We start from the raw sequence: 24,685 nt of genomic DNA, 5'->3' as shown, positions 1-24,685 counted from the left end.
TAAAAATTGCCGATAGCGTGTAACGCGCGGGCAAAGGCATAATGAGCTTGCCTGCCCGCCGCAAGCCTCCGGGCCGTAAGGCTCCGGCGGAACGCTTCTTGAGCTTCTACAGGAGGTGGACGGAACAATGAGAACAAAAGAAGTTGCTGCGGTGCTGACACTAATGCTCGCGAGCGGGATCGCCGCGGGCTGCAGCGGGCCGGGTGGAGCGGCGAATACGGCGAAGAAAGGGGAAGGCCAATCGCCGTTTATATTGACGATTGCGACGGCGCAGGTCGGCGACATTCCGGAGAAGGAAAGCGACGTGCTCGAAGCGATCGAGAGCTATACGAATACGAGGCTGGATATTGAGTGGATACCGACCGCAGCCTACGACGATAAGATTAATATTATGATCGCTTCGAATGAAATGCCTATGATGCTGAGAGTCAAGTACATTCCGACGGCGATCAGCGCGATGAAGTCGGGCATGTTCTGGGAAATCGGACCTTATCTGAAGGAGTACAAAAACTTGTCCGCGCAAAACGGGCAGTTTTACGACAATATTTCGGTCGACGGCAAAGTTTACGGAATCCCGATCTACCGCGATATCGCAAGAGCGGCCTTAATCTACCGCAAAGATTGGCTCGATGCGCTCGGGCTAAAGCCTCCGGCTACGGCGGAAGAATGGTATCAGGCATTGAAGGCGACGGCTCTCAACGATCCTGACAAAAACGGGAAAAACGATACGTACGGCATGGTGCTGTCCAAAAAATACAACGACGGCTCCGCTTCCGTTACGACGCGGCTTGCCACCAGCCTTGGAGCCCCGAACAAATGGGGAGTGGAAAACGGCCGGTTTATTCCGGAATTTATGACGGAACCGTTTATGGATATGCTGCGGATGCTCCGTAAGGCATACAGCGAAAAGCTGATCAATCCGGATTTTGCCGTGCTGGACGAATCCGAGGCGGAGAAGGCTTACGACCTCGGCAAAGGGGCGATCCGCATAGCCGTCGCCCAGAATGCCAAAAGCATGCAGGATCGCCTGCAGAAATCGAATCCGAACGGCATATTCGACGTCATCCCTTTGGCAGGGTCTAAAGGAACGAGAGTATCGGGAGAAATCGGCAACAATGGCCTGTACGTTTTTCCGAAATCGACGGTCAAAACGGAAGAAGATCTTAAGAAAATTCTCGCTTTTGCGGATAAAATGATGGACCCGCCGATGTCGACGCTGCAGCTGCGGGGGCTCGAAGGCAAGCACTTTGTCAAAACGGCCGACGGCAAGACGGAAATGAAAGATTTCAGCGCCTTCCAGCGCGAGGTCAAGCCGTACCGGGACAGCTTGTTCAATATAGAGGGCTATAACGTGCTTCCGCTTAAGGACACTCCGTTGGGGGAAAAAGGCAATGAGGTCGCTCGGGATAATCTCGAGTTCTCGGTTCCGAATCCGGCGCTTAATCTCGATTCTCCGACGTATACGGATAAGGGCAAAGAGCTGGAGACGATGATTATGGATGCGCAAACCAGGTTTATCTTGGGCAAAATCGATGAAGCCGGCTGGCTCTCCGAAGTGGATAAATGGCGGAAGGCCGGCGGAGATATGATGATTAAGGAATATGAGCAGGCTTATGCGAAGGCAGGCAAGAAATAACATCCGATCGAATAAGTATAGAGATCGATGCGCCAGTATTCCGGGCGATTTGTTCTGCGGGGCTGGCGCAAGTTCGACATTCGGGGAGGACAGTGCATATGACGGAGCGTGTGACGGATAAGGAAGCTTCAATCGTCCGGCGGTATATCGAAGCGGTGCGGCAATTCGCCGAATTGGCGCTGGATAAGGCGCGGGATCGTTACGGGAAGGAAGCTACTCCGCTGTTTGCCGACGGCATTCATTCGCGGACTTATGAGCCGGTTCGCTGGCTATCTCAGGGACAGAGCTGGACTCTATCCAATTTGGCCAATCAGCAAAATTGGCTGCGGACGCTTGACGGACTTAGCGAGCTGACGGGAGAAGCCCGTTATCGGGATGCGGCGGAAGCGGCGGTCCGCTACGCCTTGGATGAGCTGCGCTACGGCAAGCTGTTGTACTGGGGCGGGCACATGGCATTCGACTTGGAGAGCAAGCAGCCGGTGCATGCCGCCGATAAAGGGCCGCAGCATGAGCTGAAATGCCATTATCCGTATTATGAGCTGATGAACCGGGTAAACCCGGAGGAGACCGCGCGCTATATTGAGGCGCTGTGGGCCGGTCATATTACCGATTGGAGCAATCTCGAATTCAGCCGCCACGGGCAGCCGGTCCGTGATCTGCGGGAACAGGACGTATGGGAGCAGGATTATGCGGAGGACAGCCCGGTCTTTTTCACCGGGCGCGGACTTACGTTCATTAATGCGGGGAGCGATCTGTTCTACGCCGCGGCGATGTATCATCGCTTCTTCGGCGAAGAGAAGCCGCTGCAATGGGCTAAGCGGCTCGCCCATCGCTATGTTGAAACCCGCAACCCCGAGACGGGGCTCGGCGGTTACCAATTCAGCATCTCCGTGCTGCCGGGACTGCGGGGAGATAGGGCCGTCGATCAGTTCGGCGAGCAGCTTAAGGAGCATGCCCCGATCGAAGCGACTCTGACCACGGCAAGGCAGGCGCATACGATCATCGGAGAGGCCGCGCTGTGCCGCATGTCGCTGGCCGAGACGCTGGGTACTTCCGGGCGTGAATTTCTGGACTGGGCCGTCGAGGATTTGCTCGCCTACGGCGAGTATGCTTACGACCCGTTCGATCATTCGTTTCATCCTATGCTGACGAACGGGACGAGATTGACCGGGCTCGTGATGGAGAAGAGCGGTTACTACGGACGTGCCGGCGAACAGCTCAAGGCGGCTCAGGCGGATGTGCTGCTGCTGTGGTCGTATGTGAAGGCATATCGGCTGTCCGGGAATGCCAAGCTGTGGACCTTGGCCAGAAGCATCGGCGGCGGCCTGGGCTTCGGCGATATCGGCACGCCGGAAGGAGGAGCAACGGACTTGCCGTCGGAGCTTCAAACCGCCGATCCTGTCGCTATCTTCGCGCTGCTGGAGCTGTTCGAGACGACGGGGCAGCGCAAGTTTCTGCAGCTGGCCCAAAGAGTCGGCGACCGCATCGTGCTGTACCGCTTCCATCGCGGGCTGTTCATGCCAAGCCCCGATCACGAATATGCGAAGCTCGATGCGCTGGAGCCGCTGGCGCTGCTGCATCTGGCGGCCGCGATGCTGGGCGTGCGCGGGCGCATGCCGGCGTACTGCGGCGGAAGGCCGTTTTTTGCCGCGGCTTACGACGGACTCGGGCATCAAACCGATAATATTTTGCTGTATCAGAAAAAGCTGCCTTCTTCGCCGCTTGCAGAATCGCTTTAACGTGGCAGAGGAAACTGGTATCATGGAAGCGGAAGCGTTCGACATGTTCCCGGGTTAAGGAAATCCGGGGACCGCAGCGGCCGAAAGATGTCTCACGCATGTGCAGCCGTCGATTTCGCCACACTTTTACAAGGGAGATGGGAAACAACATGTCAGTAGGAATTTTAGCGCATAACGTAGGCACGCTGCCGTATAAAGAGCTGGCGGCCAAGGTAGCCTCTTACCAATTCAAATATGTTCAGCTTGCTTTGTCCAAAGCGATTTCGGACGTCGATTGCAGCTTGGGCAAATTAAGCCCGGGGCTTGCGAACAACATCGCCGAGGCATTCGACAGAAACGGCGTAAAAATTCCCGTGCTAGGCTGTTACGTCAGTTTGATCGAGCTTGACGACGCCGCTTTCCGCCGCAATGTGGACCGGTTCAAGGAGCATTTAAGAATGGCCCGGCATTTCGGTACGGCCATCGTCGCTACGGAAACCGGCGTGCCGGATACGGATCAATTCGACCGTTATCAGGCGCGTTTGAAATCCGCCGTTGAGGAGCTTGCCGAAGAGGCGGAGAAATGGGGCGTGTTCATCGGCCTCGAAGCGGCCAACCGTCATTTGATCGGCTCTGCGCCGCAGCTTGCGGAGTTGATCGATGAGATCCCGTCCTCCAATATCGGCGTCGTTATCGATCCGGTTAACTTGATGACGCAAAGCAATTACGAGAACCAGCATGAAGTGATGCAGGAAGCGTTCCGCCTTCTCGGCAGCCGCGTTGTCAGCGTCCATGCCAAGGACATGCGGGTGAATGAGAACGGGAAGCTGGAGACCGTCTCCTCCGGCAGAGGCATGCTGAACTATCGGATGTTTATGGAGCTGGTCCAGCAGCATAAACCGCAGGTTCATATTACTTTGGAAGGCGTCCAAATCGAGCATATGGATTTATCCCGCGATTATGTGCTGAAGCATCTGGCGGAGGTGTAGCGCGATGGCTCCCGATCATGGAATGCCCGAAGCTTGGCGCCCAAACGCGCTGATCAACCGCTTGTATGAGCGAAGCGTAAGCAAGCACGCCGATATCGCCGCGCTGCCTCTTGAGGAGCAGGAAGCGGCCAGAGCGGAGCTGAGAGGCAAGCTGAAAGAGCTGCTCGGCTCGATTCCGGAGCAGGCGGACGAGCTGAGCGCGGTCGTCATGGAAAGCGTGGATTGCGGCGATTACATACGGGAGAAGGTTGAGTTCCGCACGTATGACGACTTGACGACGCTGGCTTATGTGCTGGTGCCGAAGGCCGCCGCCGCGTCCGGTTCCGAGCGACGCCCTGCGGTGCTGGCCGTTCACGGGCATGGCTACGGCAGCAAGGAGGTTGTAGGTTTAACGCCGACGGGCGAGGACAATACCGGCAATCCGAATCTGTACAAGCATTTCGCCGTAGAGCTGGCAAGGCGCGGCTTCGTCGTCATTGCGCCGGAGCTGCTCGGCTTCGGAGAACGCAGGATGGCCGAGGATGCGAAGGCCGAGCCGGGCGGCAATTCCTGCTTCCGCCTCGCCTCTTCTCTGATGCTGATGGGGCAATCGCTGGCGGGCGTCAGAGTGTACGAGCTGCTCCGCACCGTCGATTACGCCTTCACCCGTCCGGAGATCGATCCGCAGCGGATCGGCGTCATGGGAATGTCCGGCGGCGGTATGGTGACGGCGCTTGCTTCGGCGCTTGACGAGCGCTTCGGGGCGACGGTCGTCAGCGGCTATACGAACCTGTTTAAGACGAGCATTATGGACCGTAACCATTGTCTCGACAACTATGTTCCGGGACTGCTGCAGTACGGCGAAATGCCGGACTGGATCGGCCTGATCGCGCCGCGGCCGCTCTTCATTGAATCGGGGAGCGGAGACACGGTATTTCCGATCCGCGGTTCCCGCGAAGCAGTCGCCAGACTGCAGCGCATCTATGACAGCGCCAATAACGGCGAAGCGTTCGGTTACGAAATATTCGAAGGCAAGCATGAAATCTCGGGAGCGCAGTCTTATCAGTGGCTCGTTTCGCAGCTAATGTCTTAAAGCCATCATAACTATAGGATCGGTCATAGGGGGGCGCCGTTTGCGGCGCGTCCCTTTTTTGACGGAATTTATAAGTTTTGGGGCTCCCCCGAAAGGAAAGTCTAGCCCTAGAACGATCCCAGAGGAAGGGTTAGACGCCGATCCAGCTGAAGCCGGATGCGGACGGAATAAGCTTCAGAGCATCACGCCACTACCCTGGAAATTACTCTTGGTACCCCATTTCCATTGTCTGTGGTGCCGCGTCGGCGGCATGGATGGCTTTTGGGGGATTTGTTCCGGGGGAGAAGCGGGCTTGCTCTTCTTTTTTTGCCCGGGGGCGCATAAGCTGTAACGTACATGCCGAGGCCGTCTTAAGAAAAATACAAGCGTGGCGCCCGCGGCCCGGCTTGTTACGCTTTGCGTTAGGGGGGAACCGGATGCCGATGCTGAAACGAAGGTGGAAGAGCAGCCCCACAGGCGCGAAAAAAATGAGACGCAATCTGCTGCTCCTCTTTCTCATTTTTGTATTGTTTGCGGTGCAGTCGTTTATTTACTTGGAAAAAAACTTGTGGCCGCCGCTCGTCAATTTGGCGAAAGTACGCCTGAAGCAGATCGCCACCCAGTCGATCAATACGGCGATCTCCGACAGATTGTCGCTGGGGACGAACTACGAGCAGCTGATCGACTGGAGAACGGATAAGAACGGCAAAATTACCGGCTTCATGCTGAACTACTCGGAGCATATGCGCATTACGTCGGATACGATCAAGACGGTAGAGGGACAGCTGCTTAACCTGCAGTCGATTCCGGAGCATATTCCGCTCGGTCAGGCTATGCACAGCTCCATTCTCGCTTCGTTCGGCCCGAATATTCCCGTCCGGCTGGTCCCGGCAGGCAATGTAAAGGTCGATTTGAACACCAGGTATCAAAATGCAGGCATTAACATGATTCTGGTGGAGGTGTATATCCATATCGTCGCCGAAGTGAGCGTGATCATCCCGTTCGATTCCGAGCCGGAAGTGGTGGAGACGGAGGTTCCCGTATCTTACGCTCTTGTCGTGGGCGACGTTCCGACGTATTACTTCGACGGCAAGGGAAATCCGGCGGGCAGCAATACGCCTCCGCCGAGCTTGGCGCTGCCTCCGGGCATCAACAGCATGATGAACAAGGACGGCTCCGCCGCCGCGGGAACGGGAGCGGGCGCTGCAGCCGGAAGCGCCAAGAGCGGCGCAGAATCGGCTGCCAAGTAAACGAGCCGGGTGCCGTTAGGCTCCCGGCTTAAGGCCGCTGCGCTGCGGCGTGGGCCTTAAGCGCTTTGCGTACGCTGCGCCTTCGAGAGACGCGGCACAGCCCGCGTATTTCGCCCGGCAAAGATAAAGCAGGTACCGGTCCGTCTATCCGATATTAACAGCAACTTTACTATTTTCTACCGAAATAAACTCCGGCCCTTTGGGCGCGGAGTTCACGGAACCGACCGGTCATTTCTTTTTGCGCATGCGTTCTTCGCGCTCCCATTTGCGCAGATGCGGATATGGGTCGAAAGACCAATCCGTTAACCCGTTATCCCGGTACATGCCGTAATGCAAATGAGGCGGAAATTTGCCCGAAGTGCCCGGCTTGCCGTAGCCCGAGCTGCCGACCCAGCCGACGACTTGCCCTGGGGTGACGATATCTCCGGTCTTTACTTCTTTATTGAAGCCGGATAGGTGAGCGTAATAGTGATACACATTATTAAGATCGCGAATGCCTACCCGCCATCCACCGTACGGGTTCCAACCCATTTCTTCTATAATTCCATAAGCCGCGCTGCGCACGGGTACGCCGTAACCGGCAAACAAGTCGGTTCCTTCGTGAATTCGGTAACCGCCCCAACCGCGGCTTGCTCCCCAAGTGCTGCGGTAGGAGTAGTCGGCCTTAAGCGGCAGCACAAAAGCATGCTCATGCAGCTCCAGCGTATCGAATTTGCCGTATATTTTGGCGAATTGCTGGACGCGTTCCACACTGCGGGTATTTTGGTAATATTCCCATAACCCGATCCGCAAATCTTCCTCGACGGAGCCGTGCTTGAGCAGGAGCATTGCCATCGAATACAGAACGTCAAGATCGTTCTTGCGGTCGGCTCGTCCGTCTCCGGACCCGTCTCTGCCAATTCCGTCGAATAAAGCGATCGTCCCGGGATTGGTATCGTCATGATCGGGATTCATCATCCCGCCCCATTGAAGCTCGGAGAAGTAGATGCCGACCAGTCCGTCATTTGCAGGACGTTTGCGGGCCAGATTGATCGTCCGTTCGTATTGATCGAGCGCTGCGAGGTAGTACCAGGGGATGCCCGTCACCGCGCCGACCTTCTCGAACAGATCTTTGCGTTCGGCAAAAACGATTTTCATACTTTTGGCGTCTGTCCCCGGTTTTGGAGCTGTAGCGGCGGGAGCAGCCTGTGCAGGGCAAACCGCTCCGAAGAGAATGCTGCCGCATAATGAAATTGCAACAATAGGGTGCAACCATCTCGCTGCCATAAGCGAATAACCTCCACACACATTTAGTTAGCTATAGGATGTGAAGCGGATAATAATTTTATCCAAGGCAAGCCGCCCGGATACGGATGTCAGGAATGATTTTCAACCGCTCCAATTTTTGATATAATGTGGACAATTTGCAAGGTCGACATTTGCCGTCGGACACGGAAGGGGTAAGGGATGGATTTTCAACATAGGGAAGAGCATAGGGATGAAGGAATGCTGCTGCTTCAAGCGAATATCGACGACATGAACCCGGAGCTGTGCTCCTATGTCGGCGACCGGCTGTTCGAGGCCGGTGCGAATGATGTGTACTGGATTCCGATTATTATGAAAAAAGGACGTCCCGGCGTTATGCTGAACGTGCTGGCCGATGAAGCGAAGCTGGCGCAGGTAGAAGACATTATTTTCCGGGAGACGACGACCATCGGTTTGCGGTATATGCGTGCAACCTGCCACAGGCTGGGCCGGCAATTCCGAAAGGTGGAGACGCCGTGGGGAGCGATCAGCGTGAAAGCGGGGTACCATAATGGAACGATGGTGCAGTTTGCGCCGGAATTCAAGGAATGCGAGCAAGCCGCGCTAACTTACGGAGTCCCGCTCAAGCAAGTATACGACGAGGTGCGAAGATTATTTTTAAACGAAAGCAATAATTGAACCAGAAGAGAAAAAAGCCGACAATCGGCGGAAGCGATTGTCGGCTCTTTACGCATCGTTCGTCCGATTCTACTGCTTGATGCAGGAAGATGTCGGACTGCCGTGATCATGATCGTGCCGCTCATGGCTGTGCTCATGCAAATGACTGTGGCTATGGTTATGCTCTTCATGGCTGTGGGCATGAGGTTGTTCATGAGTGTGGTCATGGTCGTGCGAATGCGAATGTGAATGACCGTGCTCATGGCCGTGATGGTGATCGTGCGAATGATCATGGTCATGATGGTGATGGTTATGATCATGATGGTTATGATCATGATGATGATCGTGAGAATGGTTATGATCATGATGATGTTCATGTTCATGATGGTGATGCTCATGGGTATGATGAATGTCTTCATGAATCATTTGAAATTTATGCTTGTAAGGATCGGCTTTGCCGATAACGACTCTCAGCACGTTCGGCTGGTTCGGCAGATCCCGCGTTCCGGCTCCGTAGCCGATGGTCTCTACGATCATCGGAGGATAGCTTCTGGCGAATTCGTCGACCAGGCCGGAGATAATCCCGGCGCCCGTCGGCGTGGTCATTTCCACGGCGTAGGACGTCGGCGCAATCGGCAGCCCGCGCATCATTTCAAGCGTGGCCGGAGCGGGAACGGGATAAATGCCGTGATCGCAGCGAACCGTTCCGGAGCCGAGAGGGACCGGGGACGAATAGATTTTCTCTACGTCCAGAGAATCCAGCGCCAAGGCGACGCCGATTACGTCGACGATGGAATCGATCGCGCCGACTTCGTGGAAATGCACTTTATCGAGCGGAAGATCGTGAATTTTCCCTTCGGCGATTCCGATTTTTTCGAAAATGTCCAGGCTCATTTTGACCACGCGCTCATTGAATCCGGCCTGATGAATGATCTTTACGATCTCCGAATAATGACGGTGATGCGACGGCGGGTTGTCGGGATCGAGAATAACGTCCATTTTCAGCGCCGAAATTCCTTTTTTGTTGACGCGCTTCCACTCCAAAGCAAAGGGCTCGATCTTGATTTTGCGAAGCTCTTCCTCAACGTAGCTGCGGTCTGCGCCCGCATCGACCAAGGCGGCCAAGGTCATGTCGCCGCTGATGCCGGAGAAACAATCCAAATAAGCTATTTTCATCGTTAATCCCTCTTTAATGTAGTTTTGTAAATGAGTGCGGCGTTGTAGCCCGCACCGAAGCCGTTATCGATATTGACGACGGACACGCCCGAAGAGCAGGAGTTGAGCATCGTTAGCAGCGCGGCGAGACCTTGAAAGCTGGCGCCGTATCCGACGCTGGTCGGCACGGCGATGATCGGCTTGGCCACCAGGCCGCCGACGACGCTGGTCAAGGCGCCTTCCATGCCGGCCGCTACGACGATAGCCGTCGCATCGCGGATGACGTCGAGCCTGCGGAACAGGCGGTGGATGCCGGCTACGCCGACATCGTAGATTCTTTCTACGCGGCATCCCATGCATTCCGCCGTCAAGGCCGCTTCCTCGGCGACCGGCAGATCGGAAGTGCCGGCGCAGACGACGGCGATATATCCGGAGCCTTCCGGCTTGCGCGCCGCTTCCGTGCGGAACCAGGTCATGACGCGGGCTTCTTTGTGGTAGGAAACGCCTTCTATCCGGCTTTGCACGAATTCGGCTTTATCGCCGCTGACACGTGTGGCCAGCACTCGATCCGAATGTTCGACGAGCCGGCCGAATATGGCCGCGATCTGCTCCGCCGTCTTGCTCTCCCCGTAAATGACTTCCGGGAAGCCGGTTCTGCGTTCCCGGTCCAGATCGAGTTGGGCGAAGCCGAGATCGTCGACGCGGCCAGCCGGAGAGGCGTCCGCAGCCATCAGCTCGTCCAGATGCTTCCGGGCTTCTGCGACGTCAAGATCGCCCGAACGAACGAGCTTTAAGATTGCATCTACATTTATCATAAAAAAAGCATTCCCCCGGACATTATGTATTAAATAGAGGCGTTTTGCAGCCTGTTTGCGTTCTTTCCTAGTTTATCACAAATAAAATGGAAAGTGGATTGTTCCGGCGTTCGTTGATATAATAGCGTAAAGAGTATGGACAAAGAATTCAGAAAGCAGGGACAGAACTATGTCTACTCGTCAAATAGAGCGTAAACCGGATTGGCTTAAAATCAAGCTGACCACCGGGGATAATTTTAAAGAACTGAAAAATATGATGCGCGGCAAAACGCTGCATACCGTATGCGAGGAAGCCAAATGCCCCAATATCCACGAATGCTGGGCGAACCGGACGGCGACCTTCATGATATTAGGAGATATATGTACCAGAGCGTGCAGGTTTTGCGCCGTAAAGACCGGGCTTCCGACGGAGCTTGATCTGCAGGAACCCGAACGCGTAGCCGAAGCGGCGGAACAAATGGGCTTGCAGCATGTCGTCGTGACGTCGGTCGCAAGGGACGATCTGGCGGATGGAGGCGCGTCGATCTTTGCCGCCACGATCAAGGCGCTTCGCAAGCGGCTGCCGCTGTGCAGCGTCGAGGTGCTGATCCCCGATTTCCTGGGCAACGAACAATCGCTGAGGATGGTGCTCGAGGCAAAGCCGGACATTTTGAATCACAATATCGAGACGGTGGAGCGGCTTTCCGACAAAGTGCGGGCTAAGGCCAAATACCGCCGTTCGATACAACTGCTGGAGCGGTCGAAGCACATCGCGCCGCAAATTCCAACCAAGTCGAGCATTATGCTGGGCGTTGGCGAGGAATGGGACGAAATTTTAAAGACGATGGACGATTTGCGCGAAGTAGACTGCGACATTATGACGATCGGACAATATTTGCAGCCGTCGCTGAACCATCTCCCGGTAACGAAATATTATCCGCCGTCCGAATTCGCCGATTTGAAGGCGGAGGGCATGAAGCGCGGCTTCAGCCATGTCGAGTCCGGTCCGATGGTGCGGAGTTCGTATCATGCTCACGAACAGGTCAAATCGGTAAAGCAGGCTTAACGTCCGTATGACCGATAACGGCTGCACTGCAGCCAGAATCGGGGAGCAGCATCGAACGGAATAGTTTGCGCACGGGCAGTCGGCATATCTTTTAGAAATGGGGCAAACAGTCAGGAGGGGACCGAATTCGTGATCCATATTGCCAATAAAACGTACGAAGTGGTAGTCGACCACAAAAACGGCTGGAAGCCCGAAGCCTTCCGCGACCGGTACAGCGAGGTGCTGGAACGGTATGATTTCATCGTCGGAGATTGGGGCTACAATCAGCTTCGTTTGCGAGGTTTCTTCAAGGATACGCACCCCAAGGCAACGAAGGAATCCTCTATCGCCACGTTACAGGATTATTTGAACGAGTACTGCAATTTTGGCTGCGCTTATTTTATTATCGAGAAGGTCTCTTCCAAGCAGCAGAACGGCCAGCACGACAGCGAGCCTGCCGGAGAAGCCGAGGAAAGCCGTCAGGAGCCTAAGCGCGAGGATCAGCTTGATGTGGAACAGCCGGAGAAGCCGGAGCGACTGGAAAAACCGGAAAGGCCGGAGCGAGCGGAAAGACAGGAAAGAAATAAGCCGGCCAATGACTCGTCAAAAGAGTCTAATTCGGAAAAGCAGCCTCATTCGGAGAAGCAGCACGCTCCGTCGGAGAGACCGCCCCAACAGCAAAATCAAAATCAGCCTAACCGTAAAAATAATTCTAACGGATCGAATCACAGACAGCACCGGAATCATCACAAGCAAGGACAGCAGCGCCAGGCGCAGCACAATCAGCAGCATGTGAAGCAATAGACGGAGAGAAGGGGCGGGCCGGCGTTAAGCCGGTTTGGCTCGCTGCCTTTACCGTGACGGGCTTAAAGCAGCCAAACGGGCCTATCACAAATTGCTTAGACTTCGCTTTCGAGGGCAAAGAGCTCCCGGGAAGCGGCAAAAAGCCTTGACCGGCACCGGTCAAGGCTTTTTTTCGTGAATCGGTTCGTATCCTATGAACGCTTCCCGCACGCGGCTCCAGAACGGGAACGGGCGGAAACGAGCGAATTTGACCTTCTTGCCTGCCGCCACCATGCTGCGGATCGAGAGAATGTCGTCCCGCTGCATAATAATATGGTCGAGCGAGAGCAGAATGTTCTGTCCGGCCCGCGGATAAATATCGCAGTGATGATGCTTCGGCAGCAAAATCGGCGAACCGAGCGTACGGAACACGCGATTGTTAATCGAAGCGATCTCGGCAATCTGGATGGCGTCGAGCGATGGATGTACGATGGCTCCGCCCAAGCTCTTGTTATACGCCGTGCTGCCCGGAGGGGTCGATATGCAAATACCGTCTCCCCGGAACGTTTCGAACGGTTCGTCGTTAATATGAAGCTCGGCCATCAGCGTGACATCGACGCCTTTTAACGTAAACTCGTTGAAGGCCAGCTGTGTTTCGATTCCTTGAGGCGTCGTAATCTGTATTTCCACCAGCGGGTATTTGACGACCCGCAGATCGTTTTGCTGCGCGCTCTCGCCCATCATGTCGGCCAGCATTTCCACTTCGTCAGGCTTCCAATCGGCAAAAAAACCGAGCCGTCCGGTATGTATCCCGACAAAAGCGATCGTATCCAGCTGATCCTTATACTTGTGGAACGCGTGCAGCATGGTGCCGTCGCCGCCGATCGACAGCACCACATCGGGATTCGCTTCGTCATGATGCAAACCGCGTTCCCGGATCAGAGTATGGAAAGTTTGCATTAATTGAAACGATATATCGTCGCCGCGGTGAATGACACTATACTTCAAAAGAAATATCCTCCTAACGGTTATCCTACGGGTACCGTCCGCTTATTCGCCCGAACGGGTACAATATTCGTCGATTTGGTGAGTAAGGCTTTCCGGAATGTTCCGGAATTCAACGGCAATCCGATAAGAATCATTGCTGAAATGGGAGACCCGGACGATCTCGCCGTTAATGACAAATTTATGCGGATGATCCGGCAAAACGAAGCTGAGCTCCAAAAACAACGGGTAAAAAATACGCGTATTCGTGACGAACGACAATCCGCCTGCCGAAATGTCCTGAATCTGCCCCGAGAAAGCGATGCCTTGATGGGTCGAGGCTTTGCGCACGCCGATGATGCGGCAGGTAAGCGGAGTACGCGCCGGCAGATGAATACGCTGAAACCGCCGGTTTTGGAACGTATTGAGCTCTTGCGGAGCCGATAAAGTCAACGAGCAAATATTGCGTTTGGTTTCGACATGGAGCAGATCGACGAAGGCGTAGTATAGAATCCCCCGCTCGCGGAAAGAGAATTCGATAAAGCATACATGATGCAGCTTCTCGAGCGGATTCATCGTATGAAATTCCATCGTGGCGACGAGCTGCTGTTCGTCTACTTTTTGCAGCATAAAACTATCCTCGTAGCAGAACGGCATGCCTTCTTTCGTCTCGCCGACGATAATCAGATTGCAGTTCGTACGAGGAACAACCATTTCAAAAGCCAAGGCTTGGTTCCAATTCATAGGATCACCATAGAGTCATAGTAATAAACATAATTCCATAATAATCAATATTTCCCCATAACACAATGCCGGCTGCGTCAGGAACTTGAAAAAGCTCCCTACTAAAGACCTAAGAGGCCTGAAAGCAGGGAGCTATGGATATGCCGTTGGCTCTACTATAAGCTGGTAACGAGCGGAAGCTCGAAGGAGCTTGCGAAGTTTGCGCTGACCGGATGAACGCGGACGGAAAAATGGGCTCTATGCTGCAGATGGGAAGGGATGACCGCCCGATATTGGACGACCCGGTCGCCCAGCTCCTTAAGCGGCTCCATGGCGACCACGACTGGATGCCAGCCGTCCGGGCGCTCTTCGTAATACACGAGCTCGACGGCCGTATCCCGATACCAGATCGGCCCGAACCGGATCGTCGCGGTCACTTCCTTGGAGGGCTGGCGCGCATCGGTTATTTTCGGCGGTGACGGCTTTCCGTTCGCGCCGTCGTTGACCTCCAGAATACGGACAAAATGCCAGTTGGCGTAAACGAACTGCTTGAAGTCGGCGACTTTGGTTACCGCGTCGTAATCGTCCGCAATCAGCGACAAAATCCGCTTTAACGTCGGAATATAAGTCTGGTTCGTATAGTCCATGACCATCCGATCCGTATTATATACCGGAGCGAGCGTCCGAATCGAGCGTTTCATCCGGGCGGCCCATTGATGCGGCAGCTTGCCTTGATTGTAATAGAGCGGAACGATCTCCTGTTCAAGCTTGCGATAGATCGATTCGGTGTTCTCCTTCTCCTGCATCTGCCAATCCGCTTCTTGGCTGCCGTCGATGCTCCAGCCGTTGCTGCCGTCGTAGCCTTCCTCCCACCATCCGTCAAGGATGCTGAAGTTAATGACGCCGTTCAGAGCAGCCTTTTGCCCGCTGGTGCCGCTGGCTTCATAAGGCCGGCGCGGATTGTTCAGCCATACGTCCACGCCTTGCACCAGATAGCGGGCCAAGTTCATATCGTAGTTTTCCAGAAGGACGATTTTACCGCGGAACCGGTCCATTTGGGATACCCGGTAAATCTCGCGGATCATCTCCTGGCCCGGGTGGTCCGCAGGATGCGCCTTGCCTGCGAACAGAAACTGCACAGGACGCTGCGGATCATTGACCAGCCGGTCGAGCCGCTGCAAGTCGTTGAAGATCAAATTGGCTCTTTTATAAGTGGCAAACCGCCGCGCGAAGCCGATCGTCAGCGCATCCGCGGATAGAAATCCGCGTACTTCCTCGACTTTGTCCGCGGGCAGATCGTTGCGCCTGCGCTGCTCCCTCAGATTGGCACGCGCATAGCGGATCAGCCGTTCCTTTAATTGCCTGTGGATTTCCCATAACGATTCCGACGGGATCAGCTCGATGGAGCGCCATAAATCCGCGTTCGTCTGATTGGCCTGCCAATTGCCGGGGAGGAAGCGATCGTACAGTTCTTTTAGCTCGGGAGCCAGCCAGGTAGCAAGATGGACGCCGTTCGTAATATGGCCGATAGGCACTTCGCGCTCGTCGATATTGCCGTGGAAGGAACGAAACATCTCGCGGGACACTTGACCGTGAAGCTTGCTGACGCCGTTGCGCAGCGCGGCGGTGTTCAACGCCAGATGAGTCATGTTGAACAGCGGTTTGCTGTCCTCAAGCCCCAGCTTCATCCAAGCCTGCTTATGCTCTTTCCACCGGGAGAACAGCGTGCTGAAGTAATATTCGACCATAGGGATCGGAAAAGCGTCGTGGCCCGCCGGAACGGGCGTATGGGTCGTAAATACCGAGCTGGCACGGATAATCTCGACCGCCACATGGAAAGGGACACCGTTCTCAAGCTGCTCCCGGATACGTTCAATCGCCTGAAAGGCGGCATGCCCTTCATTGATATGGTACACGGCGGTAGGCAGATTAAGCGCCCGCAGCGCTTTGACGCCGCCAACGCCAAGCAGCACCTCCTGGGCGATCCGAATATCCTGGTTGCCGCCGTACAATTGACCGGTAAGCTCACGATCCCACGGGCTGTTGCCTTCGATGTCCGCATCGAGCAGGTATACCGAGTTGCGTCCGACGAGCACTTGCCATATATGCAGCGTGACGATGCGATCTCCCAAGTTTACCTGGACGGCGAGACGTTCTCCTTGATCGGTCAGTACCGGGAGCAAAGGAAGCTTCGTAAAGTCATAGACGACGTCTTCGGCTTGCTGCGACCCTGCCGTATTGATTTTTTGATTGAAATAGCCTTTTTTGTAGAGCAATCCGATTCCGGTAAGAGGGATGCCGAGATCGCTCGCCGATTTGCAATGATCGCCCGCGAGAATGCCCAAGCCGCCGGAGTAAATGGGCAGCGATTCATGAAAGCCGAACTCGGCGGAAAAATAAGCGATTCGGTAAGCGAGCTGCTCCGGGTACGTTTTTTCAAACCAGGTCGGTTCGCTGCGGTAATGATCCCACTGTTTGAGCACGTGCTCGTATCGCTGAAGAAAACGGTCATCACGGCTCAGGCTTTCCCAGACGGCCGGGTCCGTCTCGACTAGCAGGCGAACGGGATTGTGGAGAATTTGATCCCAGCGCTCCCTGTCAATTTGGGCGAACAGCTCCAAAGCATCTTGATTCCAGCTGAACCATACGTTGTATGCCAATTCGGGCAAGCGTTGTATCGCTTGGGGAAGATTCATGTCCGTATAAGGAAATTTTGTATTCATGCCATCACCAACCTTTGCTTCGTACGTCACTTGGACGCTCTTATTATCTTGTTATACCAACCTCTTCATACATGCTTTCACTACGAAGCGCAGGATGAATAACAGGATGAACAGCATGAGGACAAGTGCAAAAGTCATCACCCCCCAGGGCAGCGTGAAACGCCATAGAGTAGTCAATGGCGATGTGACGTCCATAGCGGGAACGAAGGCGGCCAGCGCGCTGCGGGAAGGCTGCATCGGCTCCCACAGCACAAATACGGCGAAACAAGCCATTAAAGCATGAAGCAGACGGGATACGAAAAAAGGAAAATACCGTAAATTCGTGCGGTGCAGCACGCTGACGACTTGGGCATGTACGGATAATCCCGCCCAGGAAAGCACGAAAGCGGCGATAGCCACTTTGTACATAAGCGGGATGCCGTCCCCGGCTCCGCCCGCCGATTTGGCGCCCAGCGTAACCTCGAAAATGCCGTTGACTACCGCATGGGAGAGCGGCAGAGGAACGTCGAACTGCTGAAGCACCGCATTTATCCCTATGTAGAAAATGTTCATGATATGCGCAGAGCTCATCACTTCAATTACTGCGGAGAAGAGTACGACCAACCCTCCCAACACGAAAACAAGCTGCAGCGACGACGAAACGGCCTGCTTGAGCATCTCTCCGATGGGACGCCCGTCCCGCATACGGGAGGCGTGCATCGTCTCGAAGGCGCGCGTCCAAATGTTCGATCCCGCCTTGGATAAGGCTGCGGAATCGGCGGCAAGCGGCGAGGACGGCTCGCCCTTGCGCCCGTGATAACGCATCAGCACCCCGAGCAGCATAGCCGTGCCGTAATGCGCGGCAGCCAGGATGCCGGCCAGGCCGGCGTCATGGAAGAAGCCGACGGAAACCGCGCCGATCAGGAAGATCGGATCGGACGAGGTGGTAAAGGAGACCAGCCGCTCGCCTTCCTCCCGGTTGATCAGCTTTTGCTCCCACAGCTGGCTTGTCAGCTTGGCCCCGATCGGGTACCCGGAGGCGAAGCCCATGGCTACGACGAAGCCTCCGATGCCCGGGATGCGAAATACCGGCCGCATCAGCGGATCGAGCAGCGTGCCGAAGAAATGGACGAGACCGATCCCGAGCATCATTTCGGATATGACAAAAAAAGGGAAAAGCGCCGGGAACAAGACATCCCACCAAATGGACAGGCCTTTGAGGGACGCGCGGAACACTTCCGCGGGGAAGGCGAGCATGAGGAGCAGCAAACATAGCAGCAGCGCCGAGACTAACGTCATGGCGGCATATTTCTTCAGTAGCATGGCACAATCCTCCTAAGCACGAGTGAGACCGTCATTTACTTATATGTACAAGGTGTGCGAGACATGCCTGGGCCCGAAGCGGACAAACTGTCAGAAAAATATGATAGTTTGCCGCAAAATTGCTGAATTTACGAATAAGGTATGGTACAATAGTACCAATATGAGAATAAGGGGTTGATCCGAATGACAGGTGTGATTGCTGGAATTCTCGTATGTGCTTTTGTGTATGTCATCAGGGAAACCTTGATGACCTCCGGTGAAGAGGATTTGGAAAGTTAAACGCACCCTTCCGCTACAGAGCAGCGGATTCTTCAGATCGGATGCTAATCGCGCGAGCATTAGCATCTTTTTGTTGCTTATACCCTTTCTGAAAGTCAGGTGAGGAGAACGATATGTCCGATCAACAGGACTTGCGGCAGGAGCTCACCCCTTACGAGCTGATGGGAGGGGCTGAGACGATCCGCCGAATTGTAGAGGCATTTTATCCGCTGGTGCAGGCGAACTCGCTCATAGGCCCGCTGTTCCCGGAAAACATCCATCCGGTTATGGAAAAGCAGTATATGTTCCTGACTCAATTTTTCGGCGGACCGCCGCTATATTCGAATCAGTACGGGCACCCGATGATGCGGGCCCGGCATTTGCCCTTCGAGATTACTCCGGAGCGGGCCGAAGCATGGCTGGGCTGCATGCGTCAGGCTTTGGACTCCTTGGGACTTGAAGCCGAAGTGAAAACCTTCATTCTGGAGAGATTGAAAGGTCCCGCTTATCATTTCATTAATAAGACATCATCCTAGAAGGAAGTGAGCTTGTGGCTGTCGAGCCCTTATTTCAAGTCAAGATCGATTGCGCATACTGCGAAACGTCCTTTCAGACGTCGAGAGTCAGACCGAGCTTTAAAAAAGCGACGCGAACGGACACCGATTTCTGCGTCCATTACAAAGACGTGAATCCGGATTATTACGTCGTTCGCGTTTGCCCGGCATGCGGTTACGCCGCTACGGAAAATATGTCCGAGCAGTTCTCTCCCGCGCAGAGGGATATGTTTCAGACGAAAATCGCCGCTCAATGGACGAATAAGGATTACGGCTTGGAACGCAATTGGGATGATGCGATGCAGACTTACAAGCTGGCCCTTGTATGCGCGCAGCTGAAGAACGAGAAAGGGCGCGTCATAGCCGGCCTGCTTCATCATATCGCCTGGCTGTACCGGTATAAGAACGATGAAGAGCAGGAGCGGCGCTTTTTGCAATTCGCTCTTGAAGCTTATACGGGAGTGTTCGAAACGGAAGGAGCCGAGCTCAATAACGCGAGACTGATGTACTTGCTCGGAGAATTGAACCGGCGGCTTGGCCGCTACCACGAAGCGGTGCAATGGTTCAGCCGGGTCGTCAACGACAAGCGAATTATGGATTCGGCGATGATACGCGCCTGCCGGGAGCAGTGGACCGCTACCCGCGAAGAGATGCTGGCGGAACGGATGGAGCCGCCGGAAGAATTGGCCTAGAGAACGAGTGCGGCATAGCTTAAACATCAATAACGCATGAAGCTGAAACCGGACTGCGCGCGTGGGACCGACTCGGGCCTATGATAGAGCGCCGCGCGCGAAAGAGGTCGTATGCTTGATGCGTTATTTGGCTGCGGCCGTAAACAGCTCCGGCCAATAGACGGAGAACCGGTTTTTGCCGCTATGCTTGGAAATATAAAGCGCTTCATCGGCCTCCGATATAATCTGCAGCAGCTCGTCTTCACAGCTTAGCGAGACGGAAATTCCTATGGAGACGGTCGTTTGGGAGTTGTCGGCGCCGAAGCATCGCTCCGCCACCGTATCGCAGAGTTGCTGCGCATAGCTCTGCAAATGGCCGTAGTCGACGGAGTGGCTCATAATAATAAACTCTTCGCCGCCGTAACGGGCTATGTAATCCTTCTCGTTGATGGAAGCGCGCAGCAGTTGTCCGACTTCCCGCAGCAGCAGATCCCCTTGCGGATGTCCGAACGTATCGTTATACCTCTTGAAATTATCGATATCGATCATCATGATGGATATCGGATGCCGCCGGATCGTGTCGCCTGCAATCGTCATAAAGCTGCGCAGGTTCGGAAGCCCGGTCAGTCCGTCTTGATTGGCCTGCAGCTCAAGCCGCCGCTGCAGCATCCAGGTGCGGTTGTCATCGTTGTACATCATGATCAGCACGACTACGGCCAAACTCGATACTACCAGCATCATTAAGTGAGAGAAGAGCAGCGGCACGGAAAACGTGAAATCCATATACCCGTGCACCGCTAAACGGGCCGCAGCCAGAACTAGGCAGACGTGGATACCGTCCATGAACGGAATCATTGCGTGGCCGTTATTGCAGTCCTTGCGGTGAAAGAACGAGCTGACCAGAGCGGGGAGCGCCAAATCCAGCACAATTTGGACAAGCCCATGGGCCTCTCCGGTCCCAATAATGTAGCAGGACGGGAGCAGCACGGATAACAATGAAACGGACGGCCCGAAACGAAGCCCCGCCATCACGATCGGCGCAAAGCGCAGGTCGGTCAGCGGAGAATCGCTCGGAAACGGCTGCAGCATCATAATGATGCAGGCAAGTCCTGTCAACAGCGAAGCGCTGACGGTCTCGTACCGTTCCATGAACAGCCTGTTTTTCAATTTTAATGCCGCGTAGCTAAGAGCAATTAATGTGCAGGCGTGCGTAAAGGGCATATCGTACATGCTATGAGTTCCACTCCTGATTAGAGCCGGCATTCGCTGCAACCCGTCCTATGGTCAGCGTCGGTTTCTTAAAGGTTGATTGGCTAGCAAATAATCGCGATCCGCTTCTACCACCGTAACCTTGTTATGGCAGCAGGGGAATACCAACAATCGTTTAACGCCTTGACTAATTTCGGAAAGATCTTTCCGTTTGAAAGGGAGGAGGACATTGGACTTGCTGCAAAAAGGGCATTCCTGAACGTAAATATCCTCTTGGATTTGCTCGTAGGGCCATGTATTCTCGAAGGGTATCATACGATCAGGACTTCCTTTCGGAATGCTCGTTCCCATTGTCCTCGTTGTTCTCATCACTGGAAGCGCTTTTAGCAAGCTCTGCCAGCTTTTGCAGTAAAATATGCTGGGGCATGTGCATCAGATGCTCCAATGGAACGTTTAATTGCTTGGCCAGCTTCTGGGCTGTCTCCGGCGAGATCTGTAATGGTTTCATGTTGTCTACCACTCCTGTCAATAGATCTATAGTCACCATTTAAACACACCCTTGCTCACAATTCAACCAAAATTTGGTGGATCGGCCGTTTGGGCTTATACGTGTTTTATGGTTTAATATGTATTGTATCTAATTTTACGGAAAGGTGCGATGTTTGCATGAAAACGCCACTGCCGCAAACGTGGAATTTGGAACGTTTTTTTTCCGGAGGGAGCCGTTCCGAAGCGTTCCAGAGCTTTTTGGAGACGCTGGAGCAAGAAGTTGCCGCCTTCTCGGCTATGCTGGGGGAGCTTGCGCCGCCGCAAACCGCGGACGCTGCCGGGTTGATGCCCGCACTGGAGTTGCTGCAGACGATAGATAATAAGATCAGGGAAGCCGATTCCTTCGTAGGCTGTCTTGCAGCCGAAAATCAGGCGGATAAACGAGCCGTCATTTTGGGCGGCAAGGTGAAGACGTTGTCCGCTTCCTACGCGTCCGCCTTGACTCGCTTCGACCAGCTGCTGACCGGTATCGGCGACGACGTATGGTCGCAGCTTACCGCAAGCCCGGAGCTGGCCTCCGTCGCTTATCCTTTGAGCGAGCGCCGGGCGCTGGCCGCGGAGAAACTGCCGCCGGAGCTGGAGGCGCTGGCGAACGATCTGGCCGTCGACGGCTATCACGGCTGGGGAGAAGCTTATAATACGACGGTCGGCAAATTCCGCATTTTGTGGGAGGAGAACGGCAAAACCTCGGAATTGTCCGCGGGTCAGGCGGCGAACCGGATGCACAGCCCCGACCGCGCGGTTCGGGAGAAGCTGTTCAAGCTGTGGGAGGAGCAATGGGCGGAACATGCCGATTATTGCGCCGACGCGCTGAACCATCTGGCCGGTTTCCGGCTGAAGCTGTACGAGCGGCGCGGCTGGGACGGCATACATAAGGAACCGCTTGCGATCAACCGAATGTCCAAGGAGACGCTGAACGCGATGTGGGGCGTGATCGAGCGGGGCAAGGACGCATTCGTACAGTATTTGGACCGCAAAGCGAAGCTGCTCGGGATCGGCAAGCTGAGCTGGAGCGATGTGGAAGCCCCGGTGGGGCAGGGCAGCAAGCATTTCAGTTATGACGAAGGGGCGCAGCTCATCGTGGAGCAGTTCCGCCGCTTCAGCCCCAAAATGGCCGAGTTCGCCGAGATGGCGTTCGAATCCGCCTGGATTGAAGCGGAAGACCGTCCCGGCAAAAGACCGGGCGGCTTCTGCACATCGTTCCCGATCGCGGAGGAGACGCGCATCTTCATGACCTACGCGGGCACCGCCTCCAACGTCGCCACGCTGGCGCATGAGCTTGGCCATGGCTATCATCAGCATGTGATGAACGATCTGCCCGCGCTGGCCCAAAATTACGCGATGAACGTAGCCGAGACGGCCTCGACCTTCGCCGAGATGGTGGTCGCCGACGCGGCGGTGAAGAGCGCTTCGACCGAGGAGGAGCGGCTGACGCTGCTGGAGGATAAAATTCAGCGCTCGGTCGCGTTCTACATGAACATTCATGCGCGCTTCCTGTTCGAAACGCGGTTTTACGAGGAACGAGCCCGAGGAATCGTCAGCGTCGAACGTCTGAACGAGCTGATGGTCGAGGCGCAGAAGGAGGGGTATAGGGACGCGCTCGCCGAATATCATCCTCATTTCTGGGCGTCGAAGCTGCATTTTTACATTACGGAAGTGCCGTTCTACAATTTTCCTTACACGTTCGGTTATATGTTCAGCGCCGGCATTTACGCCGAAGCGCTGCGGCAAGGAGATGCGTTCGAGAACAAATATATCGCGCTGCTCCGCGACACGGGAAGCATGACCGTGGAGGAGCTGGCCGAGAAGCATTTGGGCGTCAATTTGCGCCAGCCGGATTTCTGGCAGCGTGCGATGGATTTGTCGCTGGAGGACGTCAAAGCGTTCATGAGCTTGACGGAATAGGCGGCGGGGAGCCAGGAAGCCGGGCCGGCGAAGCGGCTGCCAGGGGGCTAGTCTTGACGCTACGCCCGACATGACAAAGCCGGAGTGATTGACTCACTCCGGCCCTTTCGGCGGCTTACAGTTTGAAAATTTGAATCGTTTGCTGCAGCTTGGTAACCAGCTTGGTCATTTGCTCGGATTGCTCGACGATCGCTTGAACCGAGCTGATCTGCTCGTTCATGGAGGCGGATACCTCTTGCGTGCCGGCGGCGGACTGCTCCGTAATGGCCGATATGTTCTCCATCGTTGCCGAAATGCGCTGGGCGCTGTCCAGCATTTGCTCGCTTTCACGGGCGAAGGCCGTAATTTGCTCGGATATAAACTTCACGCTATTTACGATTTCGGCAAAGACGGTTTCGGTTTCGTCGATCAATTGGGTTTGCTTATGTACGATTTGTTCGTTTTCGGTAATATGTGCCAACGCTTCGCGAATGCCTTCTTCGATGTTGCGCACGAGGAAGAACACTTCCTTGGTCGAGGTGGTCGACTCTTCGGCCAGCTTGCGCACTTCCTGAGCGACAACGGCGAATCCTTTGCCGTGCTCTCCGGCGCGGGCCGCTTCGATAGACGCGTTCAGCGACAGCAAATTCGTTTGCTCCGCAATATCGGAGATCGTGCGGGTAATTTGCGAGATGCCGTTCGCCTGCTCGGCCAGCTTGTCGATCGTCTGCGATACGTTGGCGGTAGCGGCGACGTTGCGCTTCATACCTTCGCTCTGCGTTTCGACGGCCTGCAGTCCCTTCTCCACAAGGGTGATCATCTGCCCGGAGCGGGAGTCCATTTCCTTGGTCGAGGCGGTGTAAGAGGTGACTTTTTGCTCAATGTCCTTGGTAGCGATCGAAATGCCGGAGATTTCCTCCGAAATTTGGTTGGCGCCGGCGGCGAGCTCGCCCGAGGAGATGGCTACTTGCTCAAGCACCGATTTCAAGCCTTCGTTTTTGAAGAAAATGTCGCGGCTGGAGTCGAATACATGCTTCGACATATTTCCGGTATCGTGCAAAATTTCGCGAAGCTTGTCCATCATCTTGTTGAAAGCATTGCCGAGCTCTCCTAACGCGTCATCGGATTGGACGGCTACCTTCTGTGAAAAATCGCCTTTAGAGATGTTCAGGGCGACACGGGAAATGTTGTTGATCGGCTCTGTAAGCGTTCTCTCAAACCAGCTTATAAAAGGAAAGCTGAGTCCGGCCATGATCACGAGGAAGGCGATGCCGATAATAAGATGATCCGTTTGGAGAACCATGATGAGAAAGGCGATCGAATAAATGGCCACAAGCAAGTAGCAGCCGAGCTGCAGTTTCTTTTTAAACGACAAGCTTTGAATCCGGTCCATCAGCAAGTCCCCTTTACATTGAATGTTAAATTATTACTATGATGAATTATATCACCCAAAAGTACCATGGTCTATAGCTTTTCTCCTATGATTGCCACGCGGTTCTTTGTAA

22 protein-coding genes are annotated in these 24,685 nt (G+C 54.8%); 11 read left to right on the top strand and 11 right to left on the bottom strand.

All coding sequences use genetic code 11. The features are described from left to right. The first annotated feature begins 127 nt into the window (after positions 1-127). The 5 genes from SK3146_RS12935 (at position 128) to yunB (ending at position 6,644) form a co-directional block, all read left to right on the top strand. Positions 128-1,636: an extracellular solute-binding protein gene (locus SK3146_RS12935; protein ID WP_249865427.1), complete on the top strand. Its 1,509-nt coding sequence runs from the start codon at positions 128-130 to the stop codon at positions 1,634-1,636. A 98-nt stretch (positions 1,637-1,734) separates the two neighbouring features. Next, entirely contained in the window at positions 1,735-3,375 is a 1,641-nt protein-coding gene (locus SK3146_RS12930; protein ID WP_249865426.1) for a hypothetical protein, read from the top strand. Positions 3,376-3,524: 149 nt separating this feature from the next. After that, entirely contained in the window at positions 3,525-4,343 is an 819-nt protein-coding gene (locus tag SK3146_RS12925) for a sugar phosphate isomerase/epimerase family protein (protein ID WP_249865425.1), read from the top strand. A gap of 4 nt (positions 4,344-4,347) precedes the next feature. Continuing rightward, complete coding sequence (locus SK3146_RS12920; protein WP_249865424.1) at positions 4,348-5,415, top strand: alpha/beta hydrolase family protein; 1,068 nt, start codon at positions 4,348-4,350, stop codon at positions 5,413-5,415. A 467-nt stretch (positions 5,416-5,882) separates the two neighbouring features. After that, on the top strand, positions 5,883-6,644 hold the full coding sequence (gene yunB / locus SK3146_RS12915) for a sporulation protein YunB (protein ID WP_249865423.1): 762 nt from the start codon (positions 5,883-5,885) through the stop codon (positions 6,642-6,644). Between the two features lie 228 nt (positions 6,645-6,872). Here yunB and SK3146_RS12910 read toward each other — a convergent pair whose 3' ends face one another. After that, the gene (locus tag SK3146_RS12910) at positions 6,873-7,910 is read right to left on the bottom strand and encodes a M23 family metallopeptidase (RefSeq protein ID WP_249865422.1); all 1,038 of its coding nucleotides are present in this window, start codon (positions 7,908-7,910) and stop codon (positions 6,873-6,875) included. Between the two features lie 180 nt (positions 7,911-8,090). Here SK3146_RS12910 and larC (SK3146_RS12905) point away from each other — a divergent pair, with 180 nt between their 5' ends. Next, positions 8,091-8,567, top strand: coding sequence for a nickel pincer cofactor biosynthesis protein LarC2 (larC, locus tag SK3146_RS12905; RefSeq protein ID WP_249865421.1), 477 nt, complete (start codon positions 8,091-8,093; stop codon positions 8,565-8,567). A 69-nt stretch (positions 8,568-8,636) separates the two neighbouring features. Here larC (SK3146_RS12905) and larC (SK3146_RS12900) read toward each other — a convergent pair whose 3' ends face one another. Together larC (SK3146_RS12900) and larB are read right to left on the bottom strand one after the other, a co-directional pair. Further along, positions 8,637-9,722 (bottom strand): nickel pincer cofactor biosynthesis protein LarC, encoded by a 1,086-nt coding sequence (gene larC / locus SK3146_RS12900; RefSeq protein WP_249865420.1) that lies wholly within the window; start codon positions 9,720-9,722, stop codon positions 8,637-8,639. A gap of 2 nt (positions 9,723-9,724) precedes the next feature. Continuing rightward, a complete protein-coding gene (gene larB, locus SK3146_RS12895; protein WP_249865419.1) occupies positions 9,725-10,516 on the bottom strand; it encodes a nickel pincer cofactor biosynthesis protein LarB in 792 nt (263 codons plus the stop codon). Positions 10,517-10,685: 169 nt separating this feature from the next. Here larB and lipA point away from each other — a divergent pair, with 169 nt between their 5' ends. Further along, on the top strand, positions 10,686-11,561 hold the full coding sequence (lipA, locus tag SK3146_RS12890; protein WP_249865418.1) for a lipoyl synthase: 876 nt from the start codon (positions 10,686-10,688) through the stop codon (positions 11,559-11,561). Between the two features lie 129 nt (positions 11,562-11,690). Next, positions 11,691-12,344, top strand: coding sequence for a YutD family protein (locus SK3146_RS12885; RefSeq protein ID WP_249865417.1), 654 nt, complete (start codon positions 11,691-11,693; stop codon positions 12,342-12,344). Positions 12,345-12,503: 159 nt separating this feature from the next. Here SK3146_RS12885 and SK3146_RS12880 read toward each other — a convergent pair whose 3' ends face one another. The 4 genes from SK3146_RS12880 to ylbJ form a co-directional block, all read right to left on the bottom strand. Continuing rightward, positions 12,504-13,331, bottom strand: a complete 828-nt coding sequence (locus SK3146_RS12880) for an NAD kinase (protein WP_249865416.1) — start codon at positions 13,329-13,331, stop codon at positions 12,504-12,506. 42 nt (positions 13,332-13,373) lie between these two features. Further along, positions 13,374-14,051 carry a flagellar brake protein gene (locus SK3146_RS12875; RefSeq protein WP_249865415.1) on the bottom strand — a complete coding sequence of 226 codons (678 nt, stop codon included), beginning with the start codon at positions 14,049-14,051 and terminating at the stop codon, positions 13,374-13,376. A 155-nt stretch (positions 14,052-14,206) separates the two neighbouring features. Then, on the bottom strand, positions 14,207-16,753 hold the full coding sequence (gene glgP, locus SK3146_RS12870; protein ID WP_249865414.1) for an alpha-glucan family phosphorylase: 2,547 nt from the start codon (positions 16,751-16,753) through the stop codon (positions 14,207-14,209). Between the two features lie 51 nt (positions 16,754-16,804). Beyond that, positions 16,805-18,055 (bottom strand): sporulation integral membrane protein YlbJ, encoded by a 1,251-nt coding sequence (gene ylbJ, locus SK3146_RS12865; RefSeq protein ID WP_249865413.1) that lies wholly within the window; start codon positions 18,053-18,055, stop codon positions 16,805-16,807. A 392-nt stretch (positions 18,056-18,447) separates the two neighbouring features. Here ylbJ and SK3146_RS12860 point away from each other — a divergent pair, with 392 nt between their 5' ends. Further along, positions 18,448-18,849: a globin domain-containing protein gene (locus SK3146_RS12860; protein WP_249865412.1), complete on the top strand. Its 402-nt coding sequence runs from the start codon at positions 18,448-18,450 to the stop codon at positions 18,847-18,849. 14 nt (positions 18,850-18,863) lie between these two features. Then, on the top strand, positions 18,864-19,559 hold the full coding sequence (locus SK3146_RS12855; RefSeq protein ID WP_249865411.1) for a DUF2225 domain-containing protein: 696 nt from the start codon (positions 18,864-18,866) through the stop codon (positions 19,557-19,559). A 123-nt stretch (positions 19,560-19,682) separates the two neighbouring features. Here the strand turns inward: SK3146_RS12855 and SK3146_RS12850 are convergent, their stop codons facing one another. The 3 genes from SK3146_RS12850 to SK3146_RS12840 are packed head-to-tail and all read right to left on the bottom strand — an operon-like array spanning position 19,683 to position 21,255. Beyond that, on the bottom strand, positions 19,683-20,768 hold the full coding sequence (locus SK3146_RS12850; RefSeq protein WP_249865410.1) for a diguanylate cyclase: 1,086 nt from the start codon (positions 20,766-20,768) through the stop codon (positions 19,683-19,685). 54 nt (positions 20,769-20,822) lie between these two features. Then, positions 20,823-21,062 (bottom strand): hypothetical protein, encoded by a 240-nt coding sequence (locus SK3146_RS12845; RefSeq protein WP_249866282.1) that lies wholly within the window; start codon positions 21,060-21,062, stop codon positions 20,823-20,825. A 4-nt stretch (positions 21,063-21,066) separates the two neighbouring features. Continuing rightward, positions 21,067-21,255 carry a YycC family protein gene (locus SK3146_RS12840; protein ID WP_249865409.1) on the bottom strand — a complete coding sequence of 63 codons (189 nt, stop codon included), beginning with the start codon at positions 21,253-21,255 and terminating at the stop codon, positions 21,067-21,069. Positions 21,256-21,413: 158 nt separating this feature from the next. Here SK3146_RS12840 and SK3146_RS12835 point away from each other — a divergent pair, with 158 nt between their 5' ends. Further along, positions 21,414-23,201, top strand: a complete 1,788-nt coding sequence (locus SK3146_RS12835; RefSeq protein ID WP_249865408.1) for a M3 family oligoendopeptidase — start codon at positions 21,414-21,416, stop codon at positions 23,199-23,201. Between the two features lie 115 nt (positions 23,202-23,316). On the opposite strand, the gene SK3146_RS12830 is transcribed toward SK3146_RS12835, so the two are convergent. Next, positions 23,317-24,573 carry a methyl-accepting chemotaxis protein gene (locus SK3146_RS12830; protein ID WP_249865407.1) on the bottom strand — a complete coding sequence of 419 codons (1,257 nt, stop codon included), beginning with the start codon at positions 24,571-24,573 and terminating at the stop codon, positions 23,317-23,319. Positions 24,574-24,685 lie beyond the last annotated feature (112 nt).

The organism is Paenibacillus konkukensis (assembly GCF_023523925.1).
Classification (GTDB): Bacteria; Bacillota; Bacilli; order Paenibacillales; family NBRC-103111; genus Paenibacillus_S; species Paenibacillus_S doosanensis.
The sequence above is the reverse complement of the archived record's forward strand: the minus strand, read 5'-3'. Positions and strand labels throughout refer to the sequence as shown.

Bases quoted from the DNA above. Each gene is read 5' to 3' on its own strand.
- SK3146_RS12850 (WP_249865410.1), bottom strand. From the start codon at position 20,768: ATGTACGATATGCCCTTTACGCACGCCTGCACATTAATTGCTCTTAGC.
- larB (WP_249865419.1), bottom strand. From the start codon at position 10,516: ATGATAAATGTAGATGCAATCTTAAAGCTCGTTCGTTCGGGCGATCTT.
- SK3146_RS12875 (WP_249865415.1), bottom strand. From the start codon at position 14,051: ATGAATTGGAACCAAGCCTTGGCTTTTGAAATGGTTGTTCCTCGTACG.
- yunB (WP_249865423.1), top strand. From the start codon at position 5,883: ATGAGACGCAATCTGCTGCTCCTCTTTCTCATTTTTGTATTGTTTGCG.
- larC (WP_249865420.1), bottom strand. From the start codon at position 9,722: ATGAAAATAGCTTATTTGGATTGTTTCTCCGGCATCAGCGGCGACATG.
- SK3146_RS12930 (WP_249865426.1), top strand. From the start codon at position 1,735: ATGACGGAGCGTGTGACGGATAAGGAAGCTTCAATCGTCCGGCGGTAT.
- SK3146_RS12860 (WP_249865412.1), top strand. From the start codon at position 18,448: ATGTCCGATCAACAGGACTTGCGGCAGGAGCTCACCCCTTACGAGCTG.
- SK3146_RS12830 (WP_249865407.1), bottom strand. From the start codon at position 24,573: ATGGACCGGATTCAAAGCTTGTCGTTTAAAAAGAAACTGCAGCTCGGC.
- larC (WP_249865421.1), top strand. From the start codon at position 8,091: ATGGATTTTCAACATAGGGAAGAGCATAGGGATGAAGGAATGCTGCTG.
- glgP (WP_249865414.1), bottom strand. From the start codon at position 16,753: ATGAATACAAAATTTCCTTATACGGACATGAATCTTCCCCAAGCGATA.
- ylbJ (WP_249865413.1), bottom strand. From the start codon at position 18,055: ATGCTACTGAAGAAATATGCCGCCATGACGTTAGTCTCGGCGCTGCTG.
- SK3146_RS12925 (WP_249865425.1), top strand. From the start codon at position 3,525: ATGTCAGTAGGAATTTTAGCGCATAACGTAGGCACGCTGCCGTATAAA.
- SK3146_RS12835 (WP_249865408.1), top strand. From the start codon at position 21,414: ATGAAAACGCCACTGCCGCAAACGTGGAATTTGGAACGTTTTTTTTCC.
- SK3146_RS12920 (WP_249865424.1), top strand. From the start codon at position 4,348: ATGGCTCCCGATCATGGAATGCCCGAAGCTTGGCGCCCAAACGCGCTG.
- lipA (WP_249865418.1), top strand. From the start codon at position 10,686: ATGTCTACTCGTCAAATAGAGCGTAAACCGGATTGGCTTAAAATCAAG.
- SK3146_RS12935 (WP_249865427.1), top strand. From the start codon at position 128: ATGAGAACAAAAGAAGTTGCTGCGGTGCTGACACTAATGCTCGCGAGC.
- SK3146_RS12845 (WP_249866282.1), bottom strand. From the start codon at position 21,062: ATGATACCCTTCGAGAATACATGGCCCTACGAGCAAATCCAAGAGGAT.
- SK3146_RS12840 (WP_249865409.1), bottom strand. From the start codon at position 21,255: ATGAAACCATTACAGATCTCGCCGGAGACAGCCCAGAAGCTGGCCAAG.
- SK3146_RS12910 (WP_249865422.1), bottom strand. From the start codon at position 7,910: ATGGCAGCGAGATGGTTGCACCCTATTGTTGCAATTTCATTATGCGGC.